The 18828-nt window shown below is 56.0% G+C and carries 16 protein-coding genes, 1 pseudogene and 1 other annotated feature (1 of these 18 only partly in view); of the genes and pseudogenes, 13 read left to right on the plus strand and 4 right to left on the minus strand.

The window, feature by feature from the left end:
• Window positions 1-37: a sequence feature (Thr leader region), on the plus strand (it extends 81 nt beyond the left edge of the window).
• A 24-nt stretch (window positions 38-61) separates the two neighbouring features.
• The 4 genes from thrA (at window position 62) to KGP22_RS03195 (ending at window position 5288) form a co-directional block, all read left to right on the plus strand.
• A complete protein-coding gene (gene thrA / locus KGP22_RS03180) occupies window positions 62-2524 on the plus strand; it encodes a bifunctional aspartate kinase/homoserine dehydrogenase I (protein ID WP_149367739.1) in 2463 nt (820 codons plus the stop codon).
• A gap of 1 nt (window position 2525) precedes the next feature.
• Window positions 2526-3455: a homoserine kinase gene (gene thrB, locus KGP22_RS03185; protein ID WP_048225593.1), complete on the plus strand. Its 930-nt coding sequence runs from the start codon at window positions 2526-2528 to the stop codon at window positions 3453-3455.
• 3 nt (window positions 3456-3458) lie between these two features.
• Window positions 3459-4745, plus strand: a complete 1287-nt coding sequence (thrC, locus tag KGP22_RS03190; protein WP_069720140.1) for a threonine synthase — start codon at window positions 3459-3461, stop codon at window positions 4743-4745.
• A 246-nt stretch (window positions 4746-4991) separates the two neighbouring features.
• Entirely contained in the window at window positions 4992-5288 is a 297-nt protein-coding gene (locus KGP22_RS03195) for a DUF2502 domain-containing protein (RefSeq protein WP_149367738.1), read from the plus strand.
• Between the two features lie 32 nt (window positions 5289-5320).
• Here KGP22_RS03195 and yaaA read toward each other — a convergent pair whose 3' ends face one another.
• Together yaaA and KGP22_RS03205 are read right to left on the minus strand one after the other, a co-directional pair.
• The gene (gene yaaA, locus KGP22_RS03200) at window positions 5321-6094 is read right to left on the minus strand and encodes a peroxide stress protein YaaA (RefSeq protein ID WP_223581204.1); all 774 of its coding nucleotides are present in this window, start codon (window positions 6092-6094) and stop codon (window positions 5321-5323) included.
• Between the two features lie 66 nt (window positions 6095-6160).
• A complete protein-coding gene (locus KGP22_RS03205) occupies window positions 6161-7591 on the minus strand; it encodes a sodium:alanine symporter family protein (protein ID WP_223581205.1) in 1431 nt (476 codons plus the stop codon).
• Window positions 7592-7853: 262 nt separating this feature from the next.
• On the opposite strand from KGP22_RS03205, the gene tal reads away from it, so the two are divergent.
• The 3 genes from tal to KGP22_RS03220 all read left to right on the plus strand — a co-directional run bounded on the left by tal (window position 7854) and on the right by KGP22_RS03220 (window position 10950).
• A complete protein-coding gene (gene tal, locus KGP22_RS03210; protein ID WP_023310342.1) occupies window positions 7854-8807 on the plus strand; it encodes a transaldolase in 954 nt (317 codons plus the stop codon).
• 110 nt (window positions 8808-8917) lie between these two features.
• Window positions 8918-9505, plus strand: coding sequence for a molybdopterin adenylyltransferase (gene mog / locus KGP22_RS03215; protein ID WP_111964074.1), 588 nt, complete (start codon window positions 8918-8920; stop codon window positions 9503-9505).
• 122 nt (window positions 9506-9627) lie between these two features.
• Window positions 9628-10950 (plus strand): MFS transporter, encoded by a 1323-nt coding sequence (locus KGP22_RS03220; protein ID WP_223581206.1) that lies wholly within the window; start codon window positions 9628-9630, stop codon window positions 10948-10950.
• Here the strand turns inward: KGP22_RS03220 and satP are convergent.
• The gene (gene satP, locus KGP22_RS03225) at window positions 10927-11493 is read right to left on the minus strand and encodes an acetate uptake transporter (protein WP_008502042.1); all 567 of its coding nucleotides are present in this window, start codon (window positions 11491-11493) and stop codon (window positions 10927-10929) included. The two genes, KGP22_RS03220 and satP, sit on opposite strands and share 24 nt — an antisense overlap.
• A 296-nt stretch (window positions 11494-11789) precedes the next feature.
• Between satP and dnaK the strand changes: the two genes are divergently transcribed.
• The 4 genes from dnaK (at window position 11790) to nhaR (ending at window position 17242) form a co-directional block, all read left to right on the plus strand.
• Window positions 11790-13703 (plus strand): molecular chaperone DnaK, encoded by a 1914-nt coding sequence (gene dnaK, locus KGP22_RS03230; protein ID WP_008502041.1) that lies wholly within the window; start codon window positions 11790-11792, stop codon window positions 13701-13703.
• Window positions 13704-13790: 87 nt separating this feature from the next.
• Window positions 13791-14936 carry a molecular chaperone DnaJ gene (gene dnaJ, locus KGP22_RS03235; protein ID WP_014830600.1) on the plus strand — a complete coding sequence of 382 codons (1146 nt, stop codon included), beginning with the start codon at window positions 13791-13793 and terminating at the stop codon, window positions 14934-14936.
• Between the two features lie 172 nt (window positions 14937-15108).
• Entirely contained in the window at window positions 15109-16284 is a 1176-nt protein-coding gene (gene nhaA, locus KGP22_RS03240; protein ID WP_149367734.1) for a Na+/H+ antiporter NhaA, read from the plus strand.
• Window positions 16285-16342: 58 nt separating this feature from the next.
• Window positions 16343-17242 carry a transcriptional activator NhaR gene (gene nhaR / locus KGP22_RS03245; RefSeq protein ID WP_032660752.1) on the plus strand — a complete coding sequence of 300 codons (900 nt, stop codon included), beginning with the start codon at window positions 16343-16345 and terminating at the stop codon, window positions 17240-17242.
• A gap of 57 nt (window positions 17243-17299) precedes the next feature.
• Here nhaR and rpsT read toward each other — a convergent pair whose 3' ends face one another.
• Window positions 17300-17563 (minus strand): 30S ribosomal protein S20, encoded by a 264-nt coding sequence (rpsT, locus tag KGP22_RS03250; RefSeq protein WP_003856458.1) that lies wholly within the window; start codon window positions 17561-17563, stop codon window positions 17300-17302.
• A 101-nt stretch (window positions 17564-17664) separates the two neighbouring features.
• Between rpsT and KGP22_RS03255 the strand changes: the two are divergent.
• Both KGP22_RS03255 and ribF read left to right on the plus strand, forming a co-directional pair.
• A pseudogene (locus KGP22_RS03255) lies at window positions 17665-17883 on the plus strand (DUF2575 domain-containing protein).
• A gap of 7 nt (window positions 17884-17890) precedes the next feature.
• A complete protein-coding gene (gene ribF / locus KGP22_RS03260; protein WP_032644021.1) occupies window positions 17891-18817 on the plus strand; it encodes a bifunctional riboflavin kinase/FAD synthetase in 927 nt (308 codons plus the stop codon).
• Window positions 18818-18828: the final 11 nt, after the last annotated feature.

An 18828-nucleotide genomic window follows, 5' to 3' on the forward strand; every position in this document is an offset into this window, starting at 1 on the left:
AAAAAGCCCGCACCTAGACAGTGCGGGCTTTTTTTTCGGCTAAAGGAAACGAGGTAGAACCATGCGAGTGTTGAAGTTCGGCGGTACATCAGTGGCAAATGCAGAACGTTTTCTGCGTGTTGCCGATATCCTGGAAAGCAACGCCAGGCAGGGGCAGGTTGCGACCGTGCTCTCTGCCCCGGCAAAAATCACGAACCATCTGGTGGCGATGATCGAAAAAACCATCGGTGGCCAGGACGCACTCCCGAACATCAGCGACGCAGAGCGTATCTTCGCTGACTTATTGCAAGGGCTGGCAGAGGCGCTGCCTGGCTTCCCGCACGCTCAGCTGAAGTCCTTCGTTGAGCAGGAATTTGCGCAAATCAAACACGTTCTGCACGGCATCAGCCTCCTCGGCCAGTGTCCGGACAGCATCAACGCGGCGCTGATTTGTCGCGGTGAAAAACTCTCTATCGCCATTATGGCCGGCGTGCTGGAAGCGCGCGGCCATAGCGTGACCGTGATCGATCCCGTTGAAAAACTGCTTGCGGTGGGCCACTACCTCGAATCCACCGTTGATATTGCCGAATCAACCCGCCGTATCGCCGCCAGCAAAATTCCCGCTGACCACATGATCCTGATGGCAGGCTTTACCGCCGGTAACGAGAAGGGCGAGCTGGTGGTGCTGGGCCGTAACGGTTCCGACTACTCCGCCGCCGTGCTGGCCGCCTGCTTACGCGCGGACTGTTGTGAGATCTGGACTGACGTCGACGGCGTCTATACCTGCGACCCGCGCCAGGTTCCGGACGCCAGGCTGCTGAAGTCGATGTCGTACCAGGAAGCGATGGAGCTTTCCTACTTCGGCGCCAAAGTGCTTCACCCGCGTACCATCTCCCCGATTGCCCAGTTCCAGATCCCTTGCCTGATTAAAAACACCGGTAACCCGCAGGCGCCGGGTACGCTGATTGGCGCGAGTACCGATGAAGACGGTCTGCCGGTGAAAGGCATCTCCAACCTCAACAATATGGCGATGTTCAGCGTCTCCGGCCCTGGGATGAAAGGGATGGTCGGCATGGCAGCGCGCGTATTTGCGGCCATGTCCCGCAACGGTATTTCGGTGGTGCTGATCACCCAATCCTCTTCCGAGTACAGCATCAGCTTCTGCGTGCCGCAGGCTGACTGCCTGCGCGCCCGCCGCGCGCTGGAGGAAGAGTTCTATCTGGAGCTTAAAGAAGAATTGCTCGAGCCGCTCTCCATTCAGGAGCGTCTGGCGATTATCTCCGTGGTAGGCGACGGCATGCGCACGCTGCGCGGTATCTCAGCCAAGTTCTTTGCCGCGCTGGCGCGCGCCAATATCAACATCGTGGCAATTGCCCAGGGCTCGTCGGAGCGTTCAATTTCTGTTGTCGTGGACAATGATGACGCCACCACCGGCGTTCGCGTGGTTCACCAGATGCTGTTCAACACCGATCAGGTCATCGAGCTGTTCCTGATTGGCGTGGGTGGCGTAGGCGGCGCGCTGCTGGAGCAGGTGAAGCGTCAGCAGGCGTGGCTTAAGAAGAAACACATCGACCTGCGCGTCTGCGGGATTGCGAATTCCAAAGCGCTGCTTACCAACGTCCACGGCCTTAACCTGGAAAACTGGCAGGCAGAGATGAACGAGGCGAAAGAGCCGTTCAACCTGGGCCGCCTGATCCGTCTGGTGAAAGAGTACCATCTGCTTAACCCGGTCATCGTCGACTGTACCTCGAACCAGGCGGTCGCCGACCAGTACGCCGACTTCCTGCGCGAAGGTTTCCACGTGGTGACGCCGAACAAAAAGGCCAACACTTCGTCGATGGATTACTATCACCAGCTGCGTCTGGCGGCGAGCAAGTCGCGCCGCAAGTTCCTTTACGACACCAACGTTGGGGCTGGTCTGCCGGTTATCGAAAACCTGCAGAACCTGCTTAACGCGGGTGATGAACTGCAGCGTTTCTCCGGCATTCTCTCCGGCTCGCTGTCGTTTATCTTCGGCAAGCTGGATGAAGGGATGAGCCTCTCCGAAGCCACCCGCGCCGCGCGCGAGCTGGGCTACACCGAGCCGGATCCGCGTGACGATCTCTCCGGTATGGATGTGGCGCGTAAGCTGCTGATCCTCGCCCGTGAAACGGGCCGGGAGCTTGAGCTTTCTGATATCGTGATTGAACCGGTCCTGCCGGAAGAATTTGACAGCAGCGGTGACGTCAGCGCCTTTATGGCCAGACTGCCGCAGCTTGACGACGCGTTTGCCGCGCGCGTTGCGAAAGCCCGTGATGAAGGTAAGGTATTGCGCTATGTTGGCAACATTGAAGAAGATGGCGTGTGCCGGGTGAAGATTGCCGAAGTGGATGGCAACGACCCGCTGTACAAAGTCAAAAACGGCGAAAACGCTCTCGCGTTTTACAGCCACTATTATCAGCCACTGCCGCTGGTGCTTCGCGGCTATGGCGCAGGGAACGATGTTACGGCGGCGGGTGTGTTTGCCGATCTGCTGCGTACCCTGTCATGGAAGTTAGGAGTTTAACATGGTCAAAGTTTATGCCCCGGCTTCCAGCGCGAATATGAGCGTCGGATTTGACGTGCTGGGTGCGGCGGTGACGCCGGTGGATGGTTCGCTGCTGGGCGATACGGTTACGGTGGAAGCGGCAGACAGCTTCAGCCTGAATAACGTGGGCCGCTTCGCCAGCAAGCTACCGTCCGACCCGCGCGAGAACATCGTCTATCAGTGCTGGGAACGCTTCTGTCAGGAGATCGGTAAAAACGTGCCGGTCGCTATGACGCTGGAAAAAAGTATGCCGATTGGCTCGGGGCTGGGTTCCAGCGCCTGTTCGGTGGTCGCTGCTCTGGTGGCAATGAATGAGCACTGCGGCAAGCCGCTGAACAACAACCGCCTGCTGGGCTTAATGGGCGAGCTGGAAGGGCGTATCTCCGGCAGCATTCACTATGACAACGTGGCGCCGTGCTTCCTCGGCGGCATGCAGCTGATGATCGAAGAAAATGGCATCATCAGCCAGCAGGTGCCAGGGTTTGATGAGTGGCTGTGGGTGCTGGCCTATCCGGGCATTAAGGTCTCTACCGCGGAAGCGCGTGCGATCCTGCCCGCGCAATATCGTCGTCAGGACTGTATCGCCCACGGGCGTCATCTGGCGGGCTTTATCCACGCCTGCTACACCCGTCAGCCGCAGCTGGCGGCAAAACTGATGAAGGACGTCATTGCCGAGCCGTACCGCACGAAGCTGCTACCCGGCTTTAACGAGGCGCGACAGGCATCAATGGATATCGGCGCGCAGGCGTGCGGCATCTCCGGCTCCGGCCCGACGCTGTTCGCCCTGTGCGACAAGGCAGACACTGCGCAGCGCGTGGCGGACTGGCTCTCTAAACACTACCTGCAAAATCAGGAAGGCTTTGTTCATATTTGCCGTCTGGACACGGCTGGCGCACGAGTACTGGGATAATTAATGAAACTCTACAACCTTAAAGATCATAACGAGCAGGTCAGCTTCGCGCAGGCGGTGACTCAGGGACTGGGCAAAAATCAGGGGCTGTTTTTCCCGCATGACCTGCCGGAATTCCAGCTGACCGAGATTGATGACCTGCTGAAGCAGGATTTTGTCACCCGCAGCACCAAAATTCTGTCCGCGTTTATCGGCGATGAAATTCCGCAGGAGCTGCTGGAAGAGCGCGTGCGTGCGGCATTCGCGTTCCCGGCGCCGGTTCAGCAGGTTGAGCCTGACGTGGGCTGTCTGGAGCTGTTCCACGGCCCAACCCTGGCGTTTAAAGACTTCGGCGGCCGCTTTATGGCGCAGATGCTGACGCACATCAGCGGTGACAAACCGGTGACCATCCTGACCGCAACCTCCGGCGATACCGGCGCGGCGGTGGCACACGCGTTTTACGGCCTGAAAAACGTCCGCGTGGTGATCCTCTATCCGAAAGGCAAAATCAGCCCGCTGCAGGAGAAACTGTTCTGCACCCTCGGCGGCAACATTGAAACCGTGGCAATTGACGGTGATTTCGATGCCTGCCAGGCGCTGGTCAAGCAGGCCTTCGACGACGAAGAGCTGAAGGTAGCTCTGGGTCTTAACTCTGCGAACTCCATCAACATCAGCCGTCTGCTGGCGCAGATCTGCTACTACTTCGAAGCGGTGGCGCAGCTGCCGCAGGAAGCGCGCAACCAGCTGGTGATCTCCGTGCCGAGCGGTAACTTCGGTGACCTGACGGCGGGCCTGCTGGCAAAATCCCTGGGTCTGCCGGTGAAACGCTTTATCGCCGCGACCAACGCCAACGACACCGTGCCGCGCTTCCTGAAAGACGGGAAGTGGGCGCCGAACGCCACGCAGGCGACCCTCTCCAATGCGATGGATGTGTCTCAGCCGAACAACTGGCCGCGCGTGGAAGAGCTGTTCCGCCGTAAGATCTGGCGTCTGGGCGACCTGGGCTATGCCGCGGTGACGGATGAAACTACCAAATCCACCATGCGCGAGCTGAAGGCGGTCGGGTATACCTCTGAACCGCACGCGGCGATTGCCTACCGCGCGCTGCGCGACCAGCTTAACCCGGGTGAATATGGCCTGTTCCTGGGCACCGCGCATCCGGCGAAGTTCAAAGAGAGCGTGGAGGCAATCCTGGGCGAAACGCTGCCGCTGCCGAAAGAGCTGGCCGAGCGTGCCGACCTGCCGCTGCTGTCCCATGAACTGCCGGCAGACTTTGCCGCGCTGCGTAAGCTGATGATGTCCCGAGCATAATTTTTGTCGGGTGCGGCTTCGCCTTACCCGACCTACAACAGCTCAGAACGTAGGCCGGGTAAGGTGTAGCCACTACCCGGCTTTTTTTATGGAGAAATTAAGGAGGAAAATAGCAGGGAAAAAGCAGAAATTCCCAATAAATGCGGTCACTTAGCGATTAGGATTGCAGAGAATAACATCCCCCGTTTCCCTCGCGTAATCTCCTTACATCGGCCCACGTTGGGCAAAGATAATAAGGAGTCACCGATGTCTACACTGAAACCTGTGCTGATTGCGCTTTCACTGATGCTGGTCGCTCCCATGGCGGTACAGGCATCCGAAATCACCCTCGTACCTGCGGTCAAACTGCAGATTGGCGATCGGGATAATAACGGGCACTACTGGGACGGTGGCCGCTGGCGCGACCACGAGTGGTGGAAGGCGCATTATGACTGGCGCGATAACCACTGGCGTCCACATGATGAGCATCGCGAGCGTGACCACCATCATGACGACCGTCGCCATGACGATCATCGTCCGGGCCCGGACTGGAAACACCACTAATGCAAAACCCCGCCAGCCGGCGGGGGTTGTTTTTACTGCTCGTGGCGCTTAAACACCAGCTCGCCTTTCCCTGACGCTTCTTCGTCAAAGAAATAGCCTTCGCTGTTGAAGGCGGTTAGCTGCTCCGGCTTCGTCAGGCGGTTCTGGATAATGTAGCGGCTCATCAGACCGCGCGCTTTCTTGGCGTAGAAGCTGATCACTTTGAACTTGCCGTTCTTCTCGTCGAGGAATACTGGCTTGATGATGTTGGCATCCAGCTTTTTCGGCTTCACCGACTTATAGTATTCATCGGATGCCAGGTTAATCACCACGTTATCGCCCTGCGCGCGCAGCGCCGCATTCAGCTTATCGGTGATGATATCACCCCAGAAATGGTACAGGTCTTTGCCTTTGGCATTCTCCAGACGAATCCCCATCTCCAGACGATACGGCTGCATGAGGTCCAGCGGTCTCAATACGCCGTACAGACCCGACAGCATGCGCAGATGCTGCTGGGCAAAATCGAAATCGGCTTCGCTAAAATCTTCCGCCTGCAGGCCAGTATAGACATCGCCTTTAAATGCCAGAATCGCCTGGCGAGCGTTAGCCGGGGTGAAATCCGGGTGCCACTCGTGAAAGCGGGTCGCGTTAAGATCGGCCAGCTTGTCGCTAATGCTCATCAGCGAGGCGATCTGCGGCGCAGAGAGCTTACGCGCTTCGCGGATCAGCTGTTGCGAGTAGTCCAGCAGTTCAGGCTGAGTATAGCGCTCTGTAGCGAGCGGGCTCTGGTAGTCGAGCGTCTTTGCAGGTGAAATCAGAATCAGCATATCCAGTCCTTGCAGGAAATTTAGAGCGACTTTAGCAAAAAATCGCCCTGAATTGATCGATAGCTGTTATTGCCGCGGCAAATCATCCCACGTGCCGGGGGCAAGCTGCGCCTTAATATCGGGATAGCGGGCGGGATCAAATACCGGCGGAACGCCGAGTTTGCGCTGGCGCAGATAGTCTCTGGCAATCAGGGTCACAACGGGCGAGAGCAGCAGGATCGCCGTGAGGTTAGTGATCGCCATCAGCGCCATAATGATATCGGCCAGCTGCCAGACCAGCGGCATACTGAGCAGGGAGCCAGCGATCACCATCAGGATGACCCCCAGACGCAGGGTTCCGATTGCGGCGCGGGAGTCGAGCTTCAGGAAAATAAGGTTATTTTCGGCGTAAAGGTAATTCACCACTATCGAGCTGAAGGCAAACAAAACCAGGATTAGCGAGACAAACCCTGCACCCCAGCCGCCGGTCAGGTTCACCAGCGCCTGCTGGAGAAGCTGTATTCCGACGGTGCCCGACGCGTGCGGTACGGGGCCTGCCAGCAGCAAAATCATGGCGCTGGCGGAACAGATCATAATGGTATCGGTAAAGACGCCAATCATCTGCACAATGCCTTGCGCGGCCGGGTGCGGCGGCCAGGAAGAGGCGGCGGCTGCCGCGTTGGGGGTTGACCCCATACCGGCTTCATTGGAGAACATGCCCCGCTGAAAACCCGCCATCAGCGCCTGGCTGAAGGTATAGCCCAGCGCCCCGGAGGCCACTTCGCGCCAGCCAAAGGCGCTTTTGACGATGGTCGCAATCACGCCCGGCACCTGGTCGAGATGCAGGGCGGCAACGAACAGGCTCGCGGCAACCCAGAGCAGCGCCATAATGGGCACCAGCCACTGCATCAGACGGGCGATGCCCTTGAGACCGACCGAGATGGTAAGCAGAACGACGATGGCTAAAGCGAGACCCGCGAGCCACTCGGGGCAGGAGAAGGCATAGCGCAGGGCGTTGGCGACCGAGTTAGCCTGGACGGTATTAAAAATAAGGCCGTACGCGAGCAGTAAAAAAAGCGAGAACAGGACACCCATCCAGCGCATCCCTAAGCCACGCGCCATGTACCAGGCTGGACCACCGCGAAACTGGCCGTTTTTATCTTTCTCTTTATATAGCTGGGCGAGCGAACTTTCGGCAAAGGAGGTGGCCATCCCGAGAAGCGCCGTCACCCACATCCAGAAGATAGCGCCTGGCCCACCGGCGCTGATGGCCAGCGCAACGCCCGCCATATTCCCGCTGCCGAGGCGTGCCGCTAGGCTGGTACAGAGTGCCTGAAACGACGTTAATCCGCCTGGCTGAGGCGTGACGCTGTTTTTCAGACTTCTGCCAAACTTGCGAATATAACGAAACTGGATGAACCCACTGCGTAGCGTAAACCAAATACCTGCTCCCAGAAGCAGGTAAATCATTATCGAACCCCACAGGACTTCGTTAATAAAGAAAAAGAAATCAGGCATTAACGTCCCTCTTGTTGATGCCAAAGTGAATATGTAAGCGCTACCACTGATTGGGCATGCTGTTGCTTAGCAGCCTGTTAATATTCCGAGTTTACCATACTCTACCTAAGCGCACTGTCTGCGGTTGCGCTACCCCTCCGTCGTGTTATCATCAGGGCAGACCGGTTACATCCCCCTAACAAGTAAACCTGTCATTTTTCCGCTGCAGGCATGCTGTCGGTAGCGTGAATTATCCAGGGCACGTTAAAAGAGAAACACTATCATGACGGATAAATTGACCTCCCTTCGTCAGTTCACCACTGTCGTAGCTGACACCGGAGATATCGCGGCAATGAAGCTGTACCAGCCGCAGGATGCCACAACTAACCCTTCTCTGATCCTTAACGCCGCACAGATCCCTGAGTATCGCAAACTGATTGACGACGCAGTGACCTGGGCGAAAGCACAGAGCAACGACCGCGCGCAGCAGGTTGTGGATGCCACCGACAAACTGGCAGTGAACATCGGTCTGGAAATCCTGAAACTGGTTCCTGGCCGTATCTCTACCGAAGTGGATGCGCGTCTCTCCTACGACACCGAAGCGTCTATCGCGAAAGCGAAACGTCTGATCAAAATGTACAACGATGCGGGCATCAGCAACGACCGTATCCTGATCAAACTGGCTTCTACCTGGCAGGGTATCCGCGCGGCAGAGCAGCTGGAAAAAGACGGCATCAACTGTAACCTGACCCTGCTGTTCTCCTTCGCGCAGGCGCGTGCTTGTGCAGAAGCGGGCGTATACCTGATTTCTCCGTTCGTGGGCCGTATTCTGGACTGGTACAAAGCCAACACTGATAAGAAAGAGTACGCACCGGCTGAGGATCCAGGCGTGGTTTCTGTTACTGAAATCTACGAATACTACAAACAGCACGGTTATGAGACTGTGGTTATGGGCGCAAGCTTCCGTAACGTCGGTGAAATCATCGAGCTGGCTGGCTGTGACCGCCTGACCATCGCTCCTGCACTGCTGAAAGAGCTGGCAGAAAGCGAAGGTACCATTGAGCGTAAACTGTCTTACACCGGTGAAGTGAAAGCACGTCCAGAGCGCATCACTGAATCCGAGTTCCTGTGGCAGCACAACCAGGATCCAATGGCGGTAGACAAGCTGGCGGACGGTATCCGTAAGTTTGCTGTTGACCAGGGCAAACTGGAAAAAATGATCGGCGACCTGCTGTAATCATTCTGCGTGACCGGGCTCCCGGTCACGCGACTTCTTTCGTCCCCTGTCTGAATCTCCTCTCTGCGTGTATCATTCCCTTTCATCAGTACTCTTTGAATGGAATGGATATGAATACCTTACGCATCGGCTTAGTGTCGATTTCTGACCGCGCCTCCAGCGGTGTTTACCAGGATAAAGGCATCCCCGCTCTGGAAGAATGGTTGAGCAGCGCGCTGACCACCCCCTTTGAGATTCAAACCCGCCTGATTCCTGACGAACAGCCGATCATCGAGCAGACGCTCTGCGAGCTGGTGGATGAGATGAGCTGCCATCTTGTTCTGACGACGGGCGGAACCGGCCCCGCGCGCCGTGACGTGACGCCGGACGCGACGCTGGCTATCGCCGATCGCGAAATGCCGGGCTTCGGTGAACAGATGCGCCAGATCGGTCTACACTTTGTTCCGACGGCCATTCTTTCCCGCCAGGTGGGGGTGATCCGCAAGCAGGCGTTGATTCTGAACCTGCCGGGTCAGCCGAAGTCGATCAAAGAGACCCTGGAAGGGCTTAAAGCGGAAGACGGCAGCGTCATCGTTCACGGTATCTTTGCAAGTGTACCGTATTGTATACAGCTTCTTGACGGCCCGTATGTCGAAACCGATGAGAAAGTGGTAGCAGCTTTTCGTCCTAAAAACGCGCGTCGCGAAACAATCTCCTGAAATTAATCAATATGTGACATAAGCTGAAGCGGCGATAGCGTGGGCAAGGTTTTACGGTATAGTAATTTTTTCTTTACGATTACTGTAAAAATAAATCCACAATACAAGCATAATGGTTCGCTATGTCACATAACACCCGACCTCTGAATCGACAGGATTACAAAACCCTCACGCTTGCGGCCTTAGGCGGCGCGCTGGAGTTTTACGACTTCATTATCTTCGTCTTCTTCGCCGCCGTGGTGGGAGAGCTCTTCTTCCCGGCGGATATTCCGGAATGGCTGCGTCAGGTGCAAACCTTCGGCATTTTTGCCGCCGGGTATCTGGCGCGTCCGCTGGGCGGCATCATCATGGCCCACTTTGGCGATCTGGTCGGGCGTAAGAAGATGTTTACCCTTAGCATCCTGCTGATGGCCGTGCCGACGCTGGCCATTGGTCTGCTGCCCACCTATGCCTCGATGGGTATCCTTGCGCCGTTGCTGCTGTTGCTGATGCGCGTTCTTCAGGGCGCGGCGATTGGCGGTGAAGTGCCGGGCGCGTGGGTGTTTGTCGCGGAACATGTTCCGGCGCGCCGCATTGGTATCGCCTGCGGAACCTTAACCGCGGGCTTAACGGTAGGGATTTTGCTCGGGTCCGTCGTCGCAACGATTGTCAATACCAGTATGACGCAGCAGGCCGTGCACGACTGGGGCTGGCGTATTCCATTCCTGCTGGGCGGAGCGTTTGGCCTGGTCGCGATGTACCTGCGTCGCTGGCTGCAGGAGACCCCGATTTTCCTCGAAATGCAGCAGCGCAAGGCGCTGGCGCAGGAGCTGCCGGTGAAGGCGGTCGTGGTACGCCATAAAAAAGCGGTAGTGGTGTCGATGCTGCTTACCTGGCTGCTCTCGGCGGGCATCGTGGTGGTGATATTGATGTCCCCGGTGTGGCTGCAAAAGCAGTATGGTTTCGCTCCTGCCGTGACGTTACAGGCGAACAGTATCGCGACAATCATGCTCTGCTTTGGCTGTCTTGCCGCCGGGCTGGCGGCGGATCGTTTCGGTGCCAGCGTTACCTTTGTTGTCGGGAGCCTGTTACTGGCCGCATCAAGCTGGGCGTTTTACCATCTGGCTGGCAGCCATCCTGAACAGCTGTTCCTGCTGTACGGCGTGGTAGGCCTGTTCGTAGGCGTTGTCGGGGCTGTACCGTACGTGATGGTGCGCGCGTTCCCGCCAGAGGTACGCTTCACCGGGATTTCTTTTTCCTACAACGTGTCGTATGCCATTTTCGGTGGGCTGACGCCGATTGCGGTGACGGTGTTGATGGGCGTGTCTCCCATGGCTCCGGCCTGGTACGTGCTGTCGCTGTCGGTGATGGGGCTGGGATTAGGGATTTGGCTGGGGCAGAAGCGGGGATGTCGTGCCCGCGAGGCGGACACGACAGAAGGATCAGTGTTTTTCACCAATCGGTAAAACGGTGCGGTCAAACTGCTCGTTCAGCACTTCACCCATTGCAAGGTAGATAGCGCTTGCGCCGCAAACCAGACCAATCCAGCCTGCAACATGAACGATGCCTTCGTTATCCACCAGGTGACCGATCGCCAGCAGGGCGAACAGGACGGTCAGGCTCAGGAAAACGAACTGCAGCATGCGGTTACCTTTCAGGGTACCGAAGAACATAAACAGGGTGAAAACGCCCCACAGACCCAGGTAAACGCCCAGGAAGTGGGCGTTTGCGGCGTCTGCCATGCCCATTTTAGGCAGCAGCAGAATGGCAACCAGGGTCAGCCAGAAAGAACCGTAAGAGGTGAATGCGGTTAAGCCGAAGGTATTGCCTTTCTTATATTCCAGCAGGCCCGCGAAGATTTGTGCGATACCGCCGTAAAAAATGCCCATCGCCAGGATGATGCCATCCATCGGGAACATCCCGATATTGTGCAGGTTCAGCAGAATAGTGGTCATGCCAAAACCCATCAGGCCCAGCGGAGCCGGATTAGCCAACTTAGTGTTGCCCATAAGTCCTCAAAAAAATCATCATTAATATGGTGAAATGGTTAAACCCGCGTCAGTTCTCCCTGACTGGGCGCGGCATCATAATGGGCGCAATCAATGGCGTCTATGATCTCATCAGGGTGAAATTAAAATTTTTTTTATGCTTGCCCCTTGATGGATGCCGTCGCGACCCCATCTTGTAGTCAACCGCAGTGTGTGGACCTGAAAAAAATCAAATCTGGGCAGTTGAAAAAGCACGTTCTGCCCTTATTACAGGTACACAACCACATGTTGACTGAATTTTTAGTGGAGACGTTTAGATGGGTAAAATTATTGGTATCGACCTGGGTACTACCAACTCTTGTGTAGCGATTATGGATGGCACTACTGCACGCGTGCTGGAGAACGCCGAGGGCGATCGCACCACGCCTTCTATCATTGCTTATACCCAGGATGGTGAAACTCTGGTTGGTCAGCCGGCTAAACGTCAGGCAGTGACAAACCCGCAAAACACCCTGTTTGCGATTAAACGCCTGATCGGTCGCCGCTTCCAGGACGAAGAAGTTCAGCGTGACGTTTCCATCATGCCTTACAAAATCATCGCGGCAGATAACGGCGATGCATGGCTTGATGTGAAAGGCACCAAAACTGCACCACCGCAGATTTCTGCTGAAGTGCTGAAAAAAATGAAGAAAACCGCTGAAGATTACCTGGGTGAGCCGGTAACTGAAGCTGTTATCACCGTACCTGCCTACTTCAACGATGCTCAGCGTCAGGCAACCAAAGATGCTGGCCGTATCGCAGGTCTGGAAGTAAAACGTATCATCAACGAACCAACCGCGGCTGCACTGGCTTACGGTCTGGATAAAGAAGTCGGCAACCGTACTATCGCGGTTTACGACCTGGGTGGTGGTACCTTCGATATCTCTATTATCGAAATCGACGAAGTTGACGGCGAAAAAACCTTCGAAGTTCTGGCAACCAACGGTGATACCCACCTGGGTGGTGAAGACTTCGATACCCGTCTGATCAACTACCTCGTTGACGAGTTCAAGAAAGATCAGGGCATTGACCTGCGTAACGACCCGCTGGCTATGCAGCGCCTGAAAGAAGCCGCCGAGAAAGCGAAGATCGAGCTTTCTTCTGCTCAGCAGACCGACGTTAACCTGCCGTACATCACTGCAGACGCGACCGGTCCTAAACACATGAATATCAAAGTGACCCGTGCGAAACTGGAAAGCCTGGTAGAAGACCTGGTGAACCGTTCTATCGAGCCGCTGAAAGTTGCTCTGCAGGACGCTGGCCTGTCCGTGTCTGATATCAACGACGTTATCCTCGTTGGTGGCCAGACCCGTATGCCAATGGTGCAGAAGAAAGTGGCTGAGTTCTTTGGTAAAGAGCCACGTAAAGACGTTAACCCGGACGAAGCAGTGGCTATCGGTGCTGCGGTTCAGGGTGGCGTACTGACCGGTGAAGTTAAAGACGTACTGCTGCTGGACGTTACCCCGCTGTCTCTGGGTATCGAAACCATGGGCGGTGTGATGACTGCGCTCATCAACAAAAACACCACCATCCCAACCAAGCACAGCCAGGTGTTCTCTACCGCTGAAGACAACCAGTCTGCGGTAACCATCCATGTGCTGCAGGGTGAGCGTAAGCGTGCGGCGGATAACAAATCTCTGGGTCAGTTCAACCTGGACGGTATTAACCCGGCACCGCGCGGCATGCCGCAGATCGAAGTCACCTTCGACATCGATGCTGACGGTATCCTGCACGTGTCTGCGAAAGACAAAAACAGCGGTAAAGAGCAGAAGATCACCATCAAGGCATCTTCTGGCCTGAACGAAGCTGAAATCGAAAAAATGGTTCGCGATGCCGAAGCTAACGCGGAATCCGACCGTAAGTTCGAAGAGCTGGTTCAGACCCGTAACCAGGGTGACCATCTGCTGCACAGCACCCGTAAGCAGGTTGAAGAAGCAGGCGATAAACTGCCAGCGGAAGACAAGACTGCTATCGAAGCTGCACTGAGTGCGCTGGAATCCTCACTGAAAGGTGAAGATAAAGCGGACATTGAAGCGAAGATGCAGGAACTGGCACAGGCTTCTCAGAAGCTGATGGAAATCGCTCAGCAGCAGCACGCTCAACAGCAGGCGGGCGCTGACGCTTCGGCGAACAACGCGAAAGACGACGATGTTGTCGACGCTGAGTTCGAAGAAGTTAAAGATAAAAAATAATCGCCCTGATGCAGGGTAATTAATCGGCACGGGCGTAGGAGAACTCTCCACGCCCGTGCTCGCATGTTAAGGGGCTTAAAAAAACCAATGGCAAAGCAAGACTATTACGAGATTTTAGGCGTTCCGAAAACTGCGGAAGAGCGTGAAATCAAAAAGGCGTATAAGCGCCTGGCCATGAAATTCCACCCGGACCGTAACCAGGGTGACAAAGAGGCTGAAGCCAAATTTAAAGAGATCAAAGAAGCCTACGAAGTCCTGACCGATGCACAAAAACGTGCGGCCTATGACCAGTACGGTCACGCAGCCTTTGAACAGGGCGGCATGGGCGGCGGTGGATTCGGCGGTGGCGGCTTTGGCGGCGGCGCTGACTTCAGCGATATCTTTGGCGATGTGTTCGGCGATATCTTTGGCGGCGGCCGCGGTCGTCAGCGCGCGGCGCGCGGCGCGGACCTGCGCTACAACATGGAGCTGACGCTGGAAGAGGCCGTTCGCGGCGTAACCAAAGAGATCCGTATTCCAACGCTGGAAGAGTGTGACGTTTGCCACGGCAGCGGTGCGAAAGCGGGTACGCAGCCACAAACCTGTCCAACCTGTCACGGTTCGGGTCAGGTACAGATGCGTCAGGGCTTCTTTGCGGTGCAGCAGGCCTGTCCGCACTGTCACGGTCGCGGTACGCTGATCAAAGATCCGTGCACCAAATGCCACGGCCACGGTCGCGTTGAGAAAACCAAGACCCTGTCCGTTAAGATCCCGGCCGGCGTGGATACGGGCGACCGCATCCGTCTGGCAGGTGAGGGCGAAGCAGGCGAGCACGGCGCACCGGCAGGCGATCTGTACGTCCAGGTGCAGGTGAAACAGCACGCTATCTTTGAGCGTGAAGGGAACAACCTGTACTGCGAAGTGCCGATCAACTTTGCGATGGCGGCACTGGGCGGTGAAATCGAAGTACCGACGCTGGATGGTCGCGTCAATCTGAAGATCCCGGGCGAGACCCAGACCGGTAAGCTGTTCCGCATGCGCGGGAAAGGCGTTAAATCCGTTCGTGGTGGTGCGCAGGGCGACCTGCTTTGCCGCGTCGTCGTGGAAACGCCGGTTGGCCTGAACGACAAGCAGAAACAGCTGCTGAAAGAGTTGCAGGAGAGCTTCGGTGGCCCGACGGGTGAGAAAAACAGCCCGCGCTCCAAAAGCTTCTTCGATGGCGTCAAAAAATTCTTCGATGATTTGACCCGCTAATCGATCAGCTGGTTTTCATCCGCAAAAGCCCGGAAGCGATTCCGGGCTTTTTCTTTTTGTAGGTATTGCTCGGTTAAACTGAATCTATACTCAATATTAATCTGTTTTTGCCGAGCTATTTGGCTTGGTATTATGGTTTTATCGAGGTATTGTTGTAAAAGAGAGAACTTAAATGAAATTACTACACCGTTTCTTTAGCAGTGAGGCGTCCGGTGGCGTGATCCTGATTATTGCCGCAGCGGCCGCGATGGTGCTGGCTAACCTTGGCATCACGCAGGATCTCTACCATGCATTTCTGGAAACGCCCGTTGAGCTGAAGGTCGGGGCGCTGGAAATTAACAAGAACATGCTGCTGTGGATCAACGATGCGCTAATGGCGGTGTTCTTCCTGCTGGTGGGGCTTGAGGTCAAGCGTGAGCTGGTACTGGGCTCGCTTGCCAGCCGCCAGCGCGCGGCGTTTCCGGTGATTGCCGCGCTCGGTGGGATGGTGGTGCCAGCGCTGCTCTTCCTGGCATTCACCTGGCAGGATCCGATTGCACGTCACGGCTGGGCGATCCCGGCTGCGACGGATATCGCCTTTGCCCTCGGGGTGCTGGCATTGCTGGGAAGCCGCGTGCCGGTGGCCCTGAAAATCTTCCTGATGGCGCTGGCGATCATTGATGACCTGGGCGCCATTGTGATTATCGCGCTGTTCTACACCAGCGATCTGTCGATCCTGTCCCTGAGCGTGGCCGCTGGGGCAATTGCGGTGCTGGCGCTGCTGAACATCTTTAATGTGCGCCGTATTGGAATCTATATCCTGGTGGGGATGGTGCTGTGGACGGCGGTGCTGAAATCGGGCGTGCACGCTACGCTGGCAGGTGTGATCGTCGGCTTCCTCGTGCCGCTCAAGCCGCAGGACGGCAAGTCGCCTGCCAAACAGCTGGAGCATGTGCTGCATCCGTGGGTCGCCTTTATGATCCTGCCGCTGTTTGCGTTTGCCAACGCGGGGGTTTCGCTGGGCGGCGTGACGCTGGACGGGCTGACGTCCGTACTGCCGCTGGGCATCATTGCCGGGCTGTTTATCGGTAAGCCGCTGGGCATTAGCCTCTTCTGCTGGCTGGCGACGAAGCTGAAGCTGGCGTCATTGCCGCACGGCACATCCTTTGGTCAAATTATGGCCGTCGGCGTGCTGTGTGGAATCGGGTTTACGATGTCGATCTTTATCTCGACCCTTGCGTTTGGTGCGCATGCGCCTGAGCTTATCGTCTGGGCTAAACTCGGCATCCTCATCGGGTCATTACTGGCTGCGGTAATCGGTTATACCTTGCTGAAGATAAAATTGTCCGGACAGGCCGTCCGGGCATAACGGAACACCGGGAGGAGGCGATCCTTCTCCCGATCTACACTCAGGGAGAGAAGACGCGATGTCTCATTTAAATTACAACCATCTGTACTACTTCTGGCACGTCTATAAGCAGGGCTCGGTGGTAGGAGCGGCAGAGGCGCTCTATCTGACGCCGCAAACCATCACCGGGCAAATCAAGGCGCTGGAAGAGCGTTTGCAGGGCAAGCTGTTCAAGCGTAAAGGGCGTGGGATTGAACCCAGCGAACTGGGCGAGCTGGTGTTTCGCTACGCGGACAAGATGTTCACCCTGAGCCAGGAGATGCTGGATATTGTCAACTACCGCAAAGAGTCGAACCTGCTCTTTGACGTGGGCGTGGCGGATGCGCTGTCCAAACGGCTGGTGAGCGGCGTGCTGGATGCGGCGGTGGTGGAAGATGAGCAAATCCATCTGCGCTGCTTTGAATCCACCCACGAGATGCTGCTCGAACAGCTGAGCCAGCACAAGCTGGATATGATTATCTCGGATTGTCCGATTGATTCCACCCAGCAGGAAGGGCTGTTCTCAGTAAAAATTGGCGAATGCGGCGTGAGCTTCTGGTGCATTAATCCGCCGCCGGAAAAACCGTTCCCCGCGTGCCTTGAAGAGCGCCGCCTGCTGGTGCCGGGAAGGCGTTCCATGCTCGGACGCAAGCTGCTGAACTGGTTTAACTCGCAGGGGCTAAAGGTAGAAATCCTCGGAGAGTTTGACGATGCGGCGCTGATGAAAGCCTTTGGCGAAGCCCATAACGCCATCTTCGTTGCGCCGACGCTGTACGCGCACGATCTCTATTCGGACGATAAGATTACGGAGATAGGCAGAGTGGATAACGTGATGGAGGAGTATCACGCCATATTTGCCGAAAGGATGATTCAGCACCCGGCGGTGCAGCGAATCTGTAACCGTGACTACTCGGCGCTGTTTACGCCACCGGCAATCTGAAGGCATAAAAAAACCCGCGTTAAGCGGGTTCTTTAAACAAGCAACAACAAGTAGCGATTAAGCCAGTTTGTTGATCTGCGCAGTCAGGTTTGCTTTATGACGCGCTGCTTTGTTTTTGTGGATCAGACCTTTAGCAGCCTGACGATCCACGATTGGTTGCATTTCGTTAAATGCGTTCTGCGCTGCAGCTTTGTCGCCTGCTTCGATTGCTGCGTATACTTTCTTGATGAAAGTACGCATCATAGAGCGACGGCTTGCGTTGTGCTTACGAGCCTTTTCAGACTGAACGGCACGTTTCTTAGCTGATTTGATATTAGCCAAGTCCAACTCCCAAATATGTTCTATGTGGACAATTCAAAGGCCGAGGAATATGCCCTCTTTGCCTTCTTTTGTCAATGGATTTGTGCAAATAAGCGCCGTTAATTAGCGACGCTACGTTACGTAGTGATGGCGCAGGATTCTACCAGCTTGTCTTCCCTGAATACAGCCTTTCGGCATAAAAATCGCAGTTCACGAGCAGATTTTTTCGCTGCGAAAGGTCAGCCTGATGAAATCATTACGGCTTTCTGTTTTGCGCGAACAATCGCCGGTTAACCTTAACCGCTGTACAAGGTATACTTTGGCGATTTTCACTGTTTTGAGCCAGACATGAAGCTGATACGCGGCATACATAATCTCAGCAGCGCACCGCACGGGTGCGTGCTGACTATTGGTAATTTCGACGGCGTGCATCGTGGTCATCAGGCGCTGTTGCAGGGATTGCGTAAAGAAGGGGAGGCCCGCGGCCTGCCTGTTGTAGTGATGATTTTCGAGCCGCAGCCGCTGGAGCTGTTCGCGGGCGATAAATCTCCCGCCCGCCTCACTCGCCTGCGTGAGAAGTTGCGCTATCTGGCAGAGTCCGGCGTGGACTATGTATTGTGTGTACGTTTCGATCGCCGCTTTGCCGCGCTGACAGCACAAAATTTCGTCAGCGACCTGCTGGTTAAGCGCCTTGGCGTGCAGTTTCTCGCCGTGGGCGATGATTTCCGCTTTGGCGCTGGTCGTCAGGGCGATTTCTTGCTATTACAGAAGGCTGGTCTGGAGTACGGATTTGACGTCACCAGCGCGATGACCTTCTGCGAAGGCGGCGTGCGCGTCAGCAGCACGGCGGTTCGCCGGGCATTGGCCGATGATGAACTGGATACGGCTGAAACCCTGCTGGGGCATCCGTTTACTATCTCTGGCCGCGTGGTCCATGGCGATGCGCTGGGCCGCACGATAGGCTTCCCGACGGCGAATATACCGCTGCGTCGTCAGGTTTCCCCGGTTAAAGGGGTTTATGCGGTGGAAGTGGCAGGACTGGGCGATAAGCCGTTCTACGGCGTCGCCAACATTGGCACGCGTCCGACCGTCGCGGGTGTGCGTCAACAGCTAGAAGTGCACCTGCTGGACGTTGTAATGGACCTGTATGGTCGCCATATAGATGTGATACTGCGTAAAAAAATACGCAACGAGCAGCGATTTGGTTCGCTGGATGAACTAAAAGCGCAAATTGCGCGAGATGAATTGACGGCCCGCGAGTTTTTTGGGCTTTGAACCCGGCTTAA

It is taken from the genome of Enterobacter sp. JBIWA005 (genome assembly GCF_019968805.1).
GTDB classification, from domain to species: domain Bacteria; phylum Pseudomonadota; class Gammaproteobacteria; order Enterobacterales; family Enterobacteriaceae; genus Enterobacter; species Enterobacter vonholyi.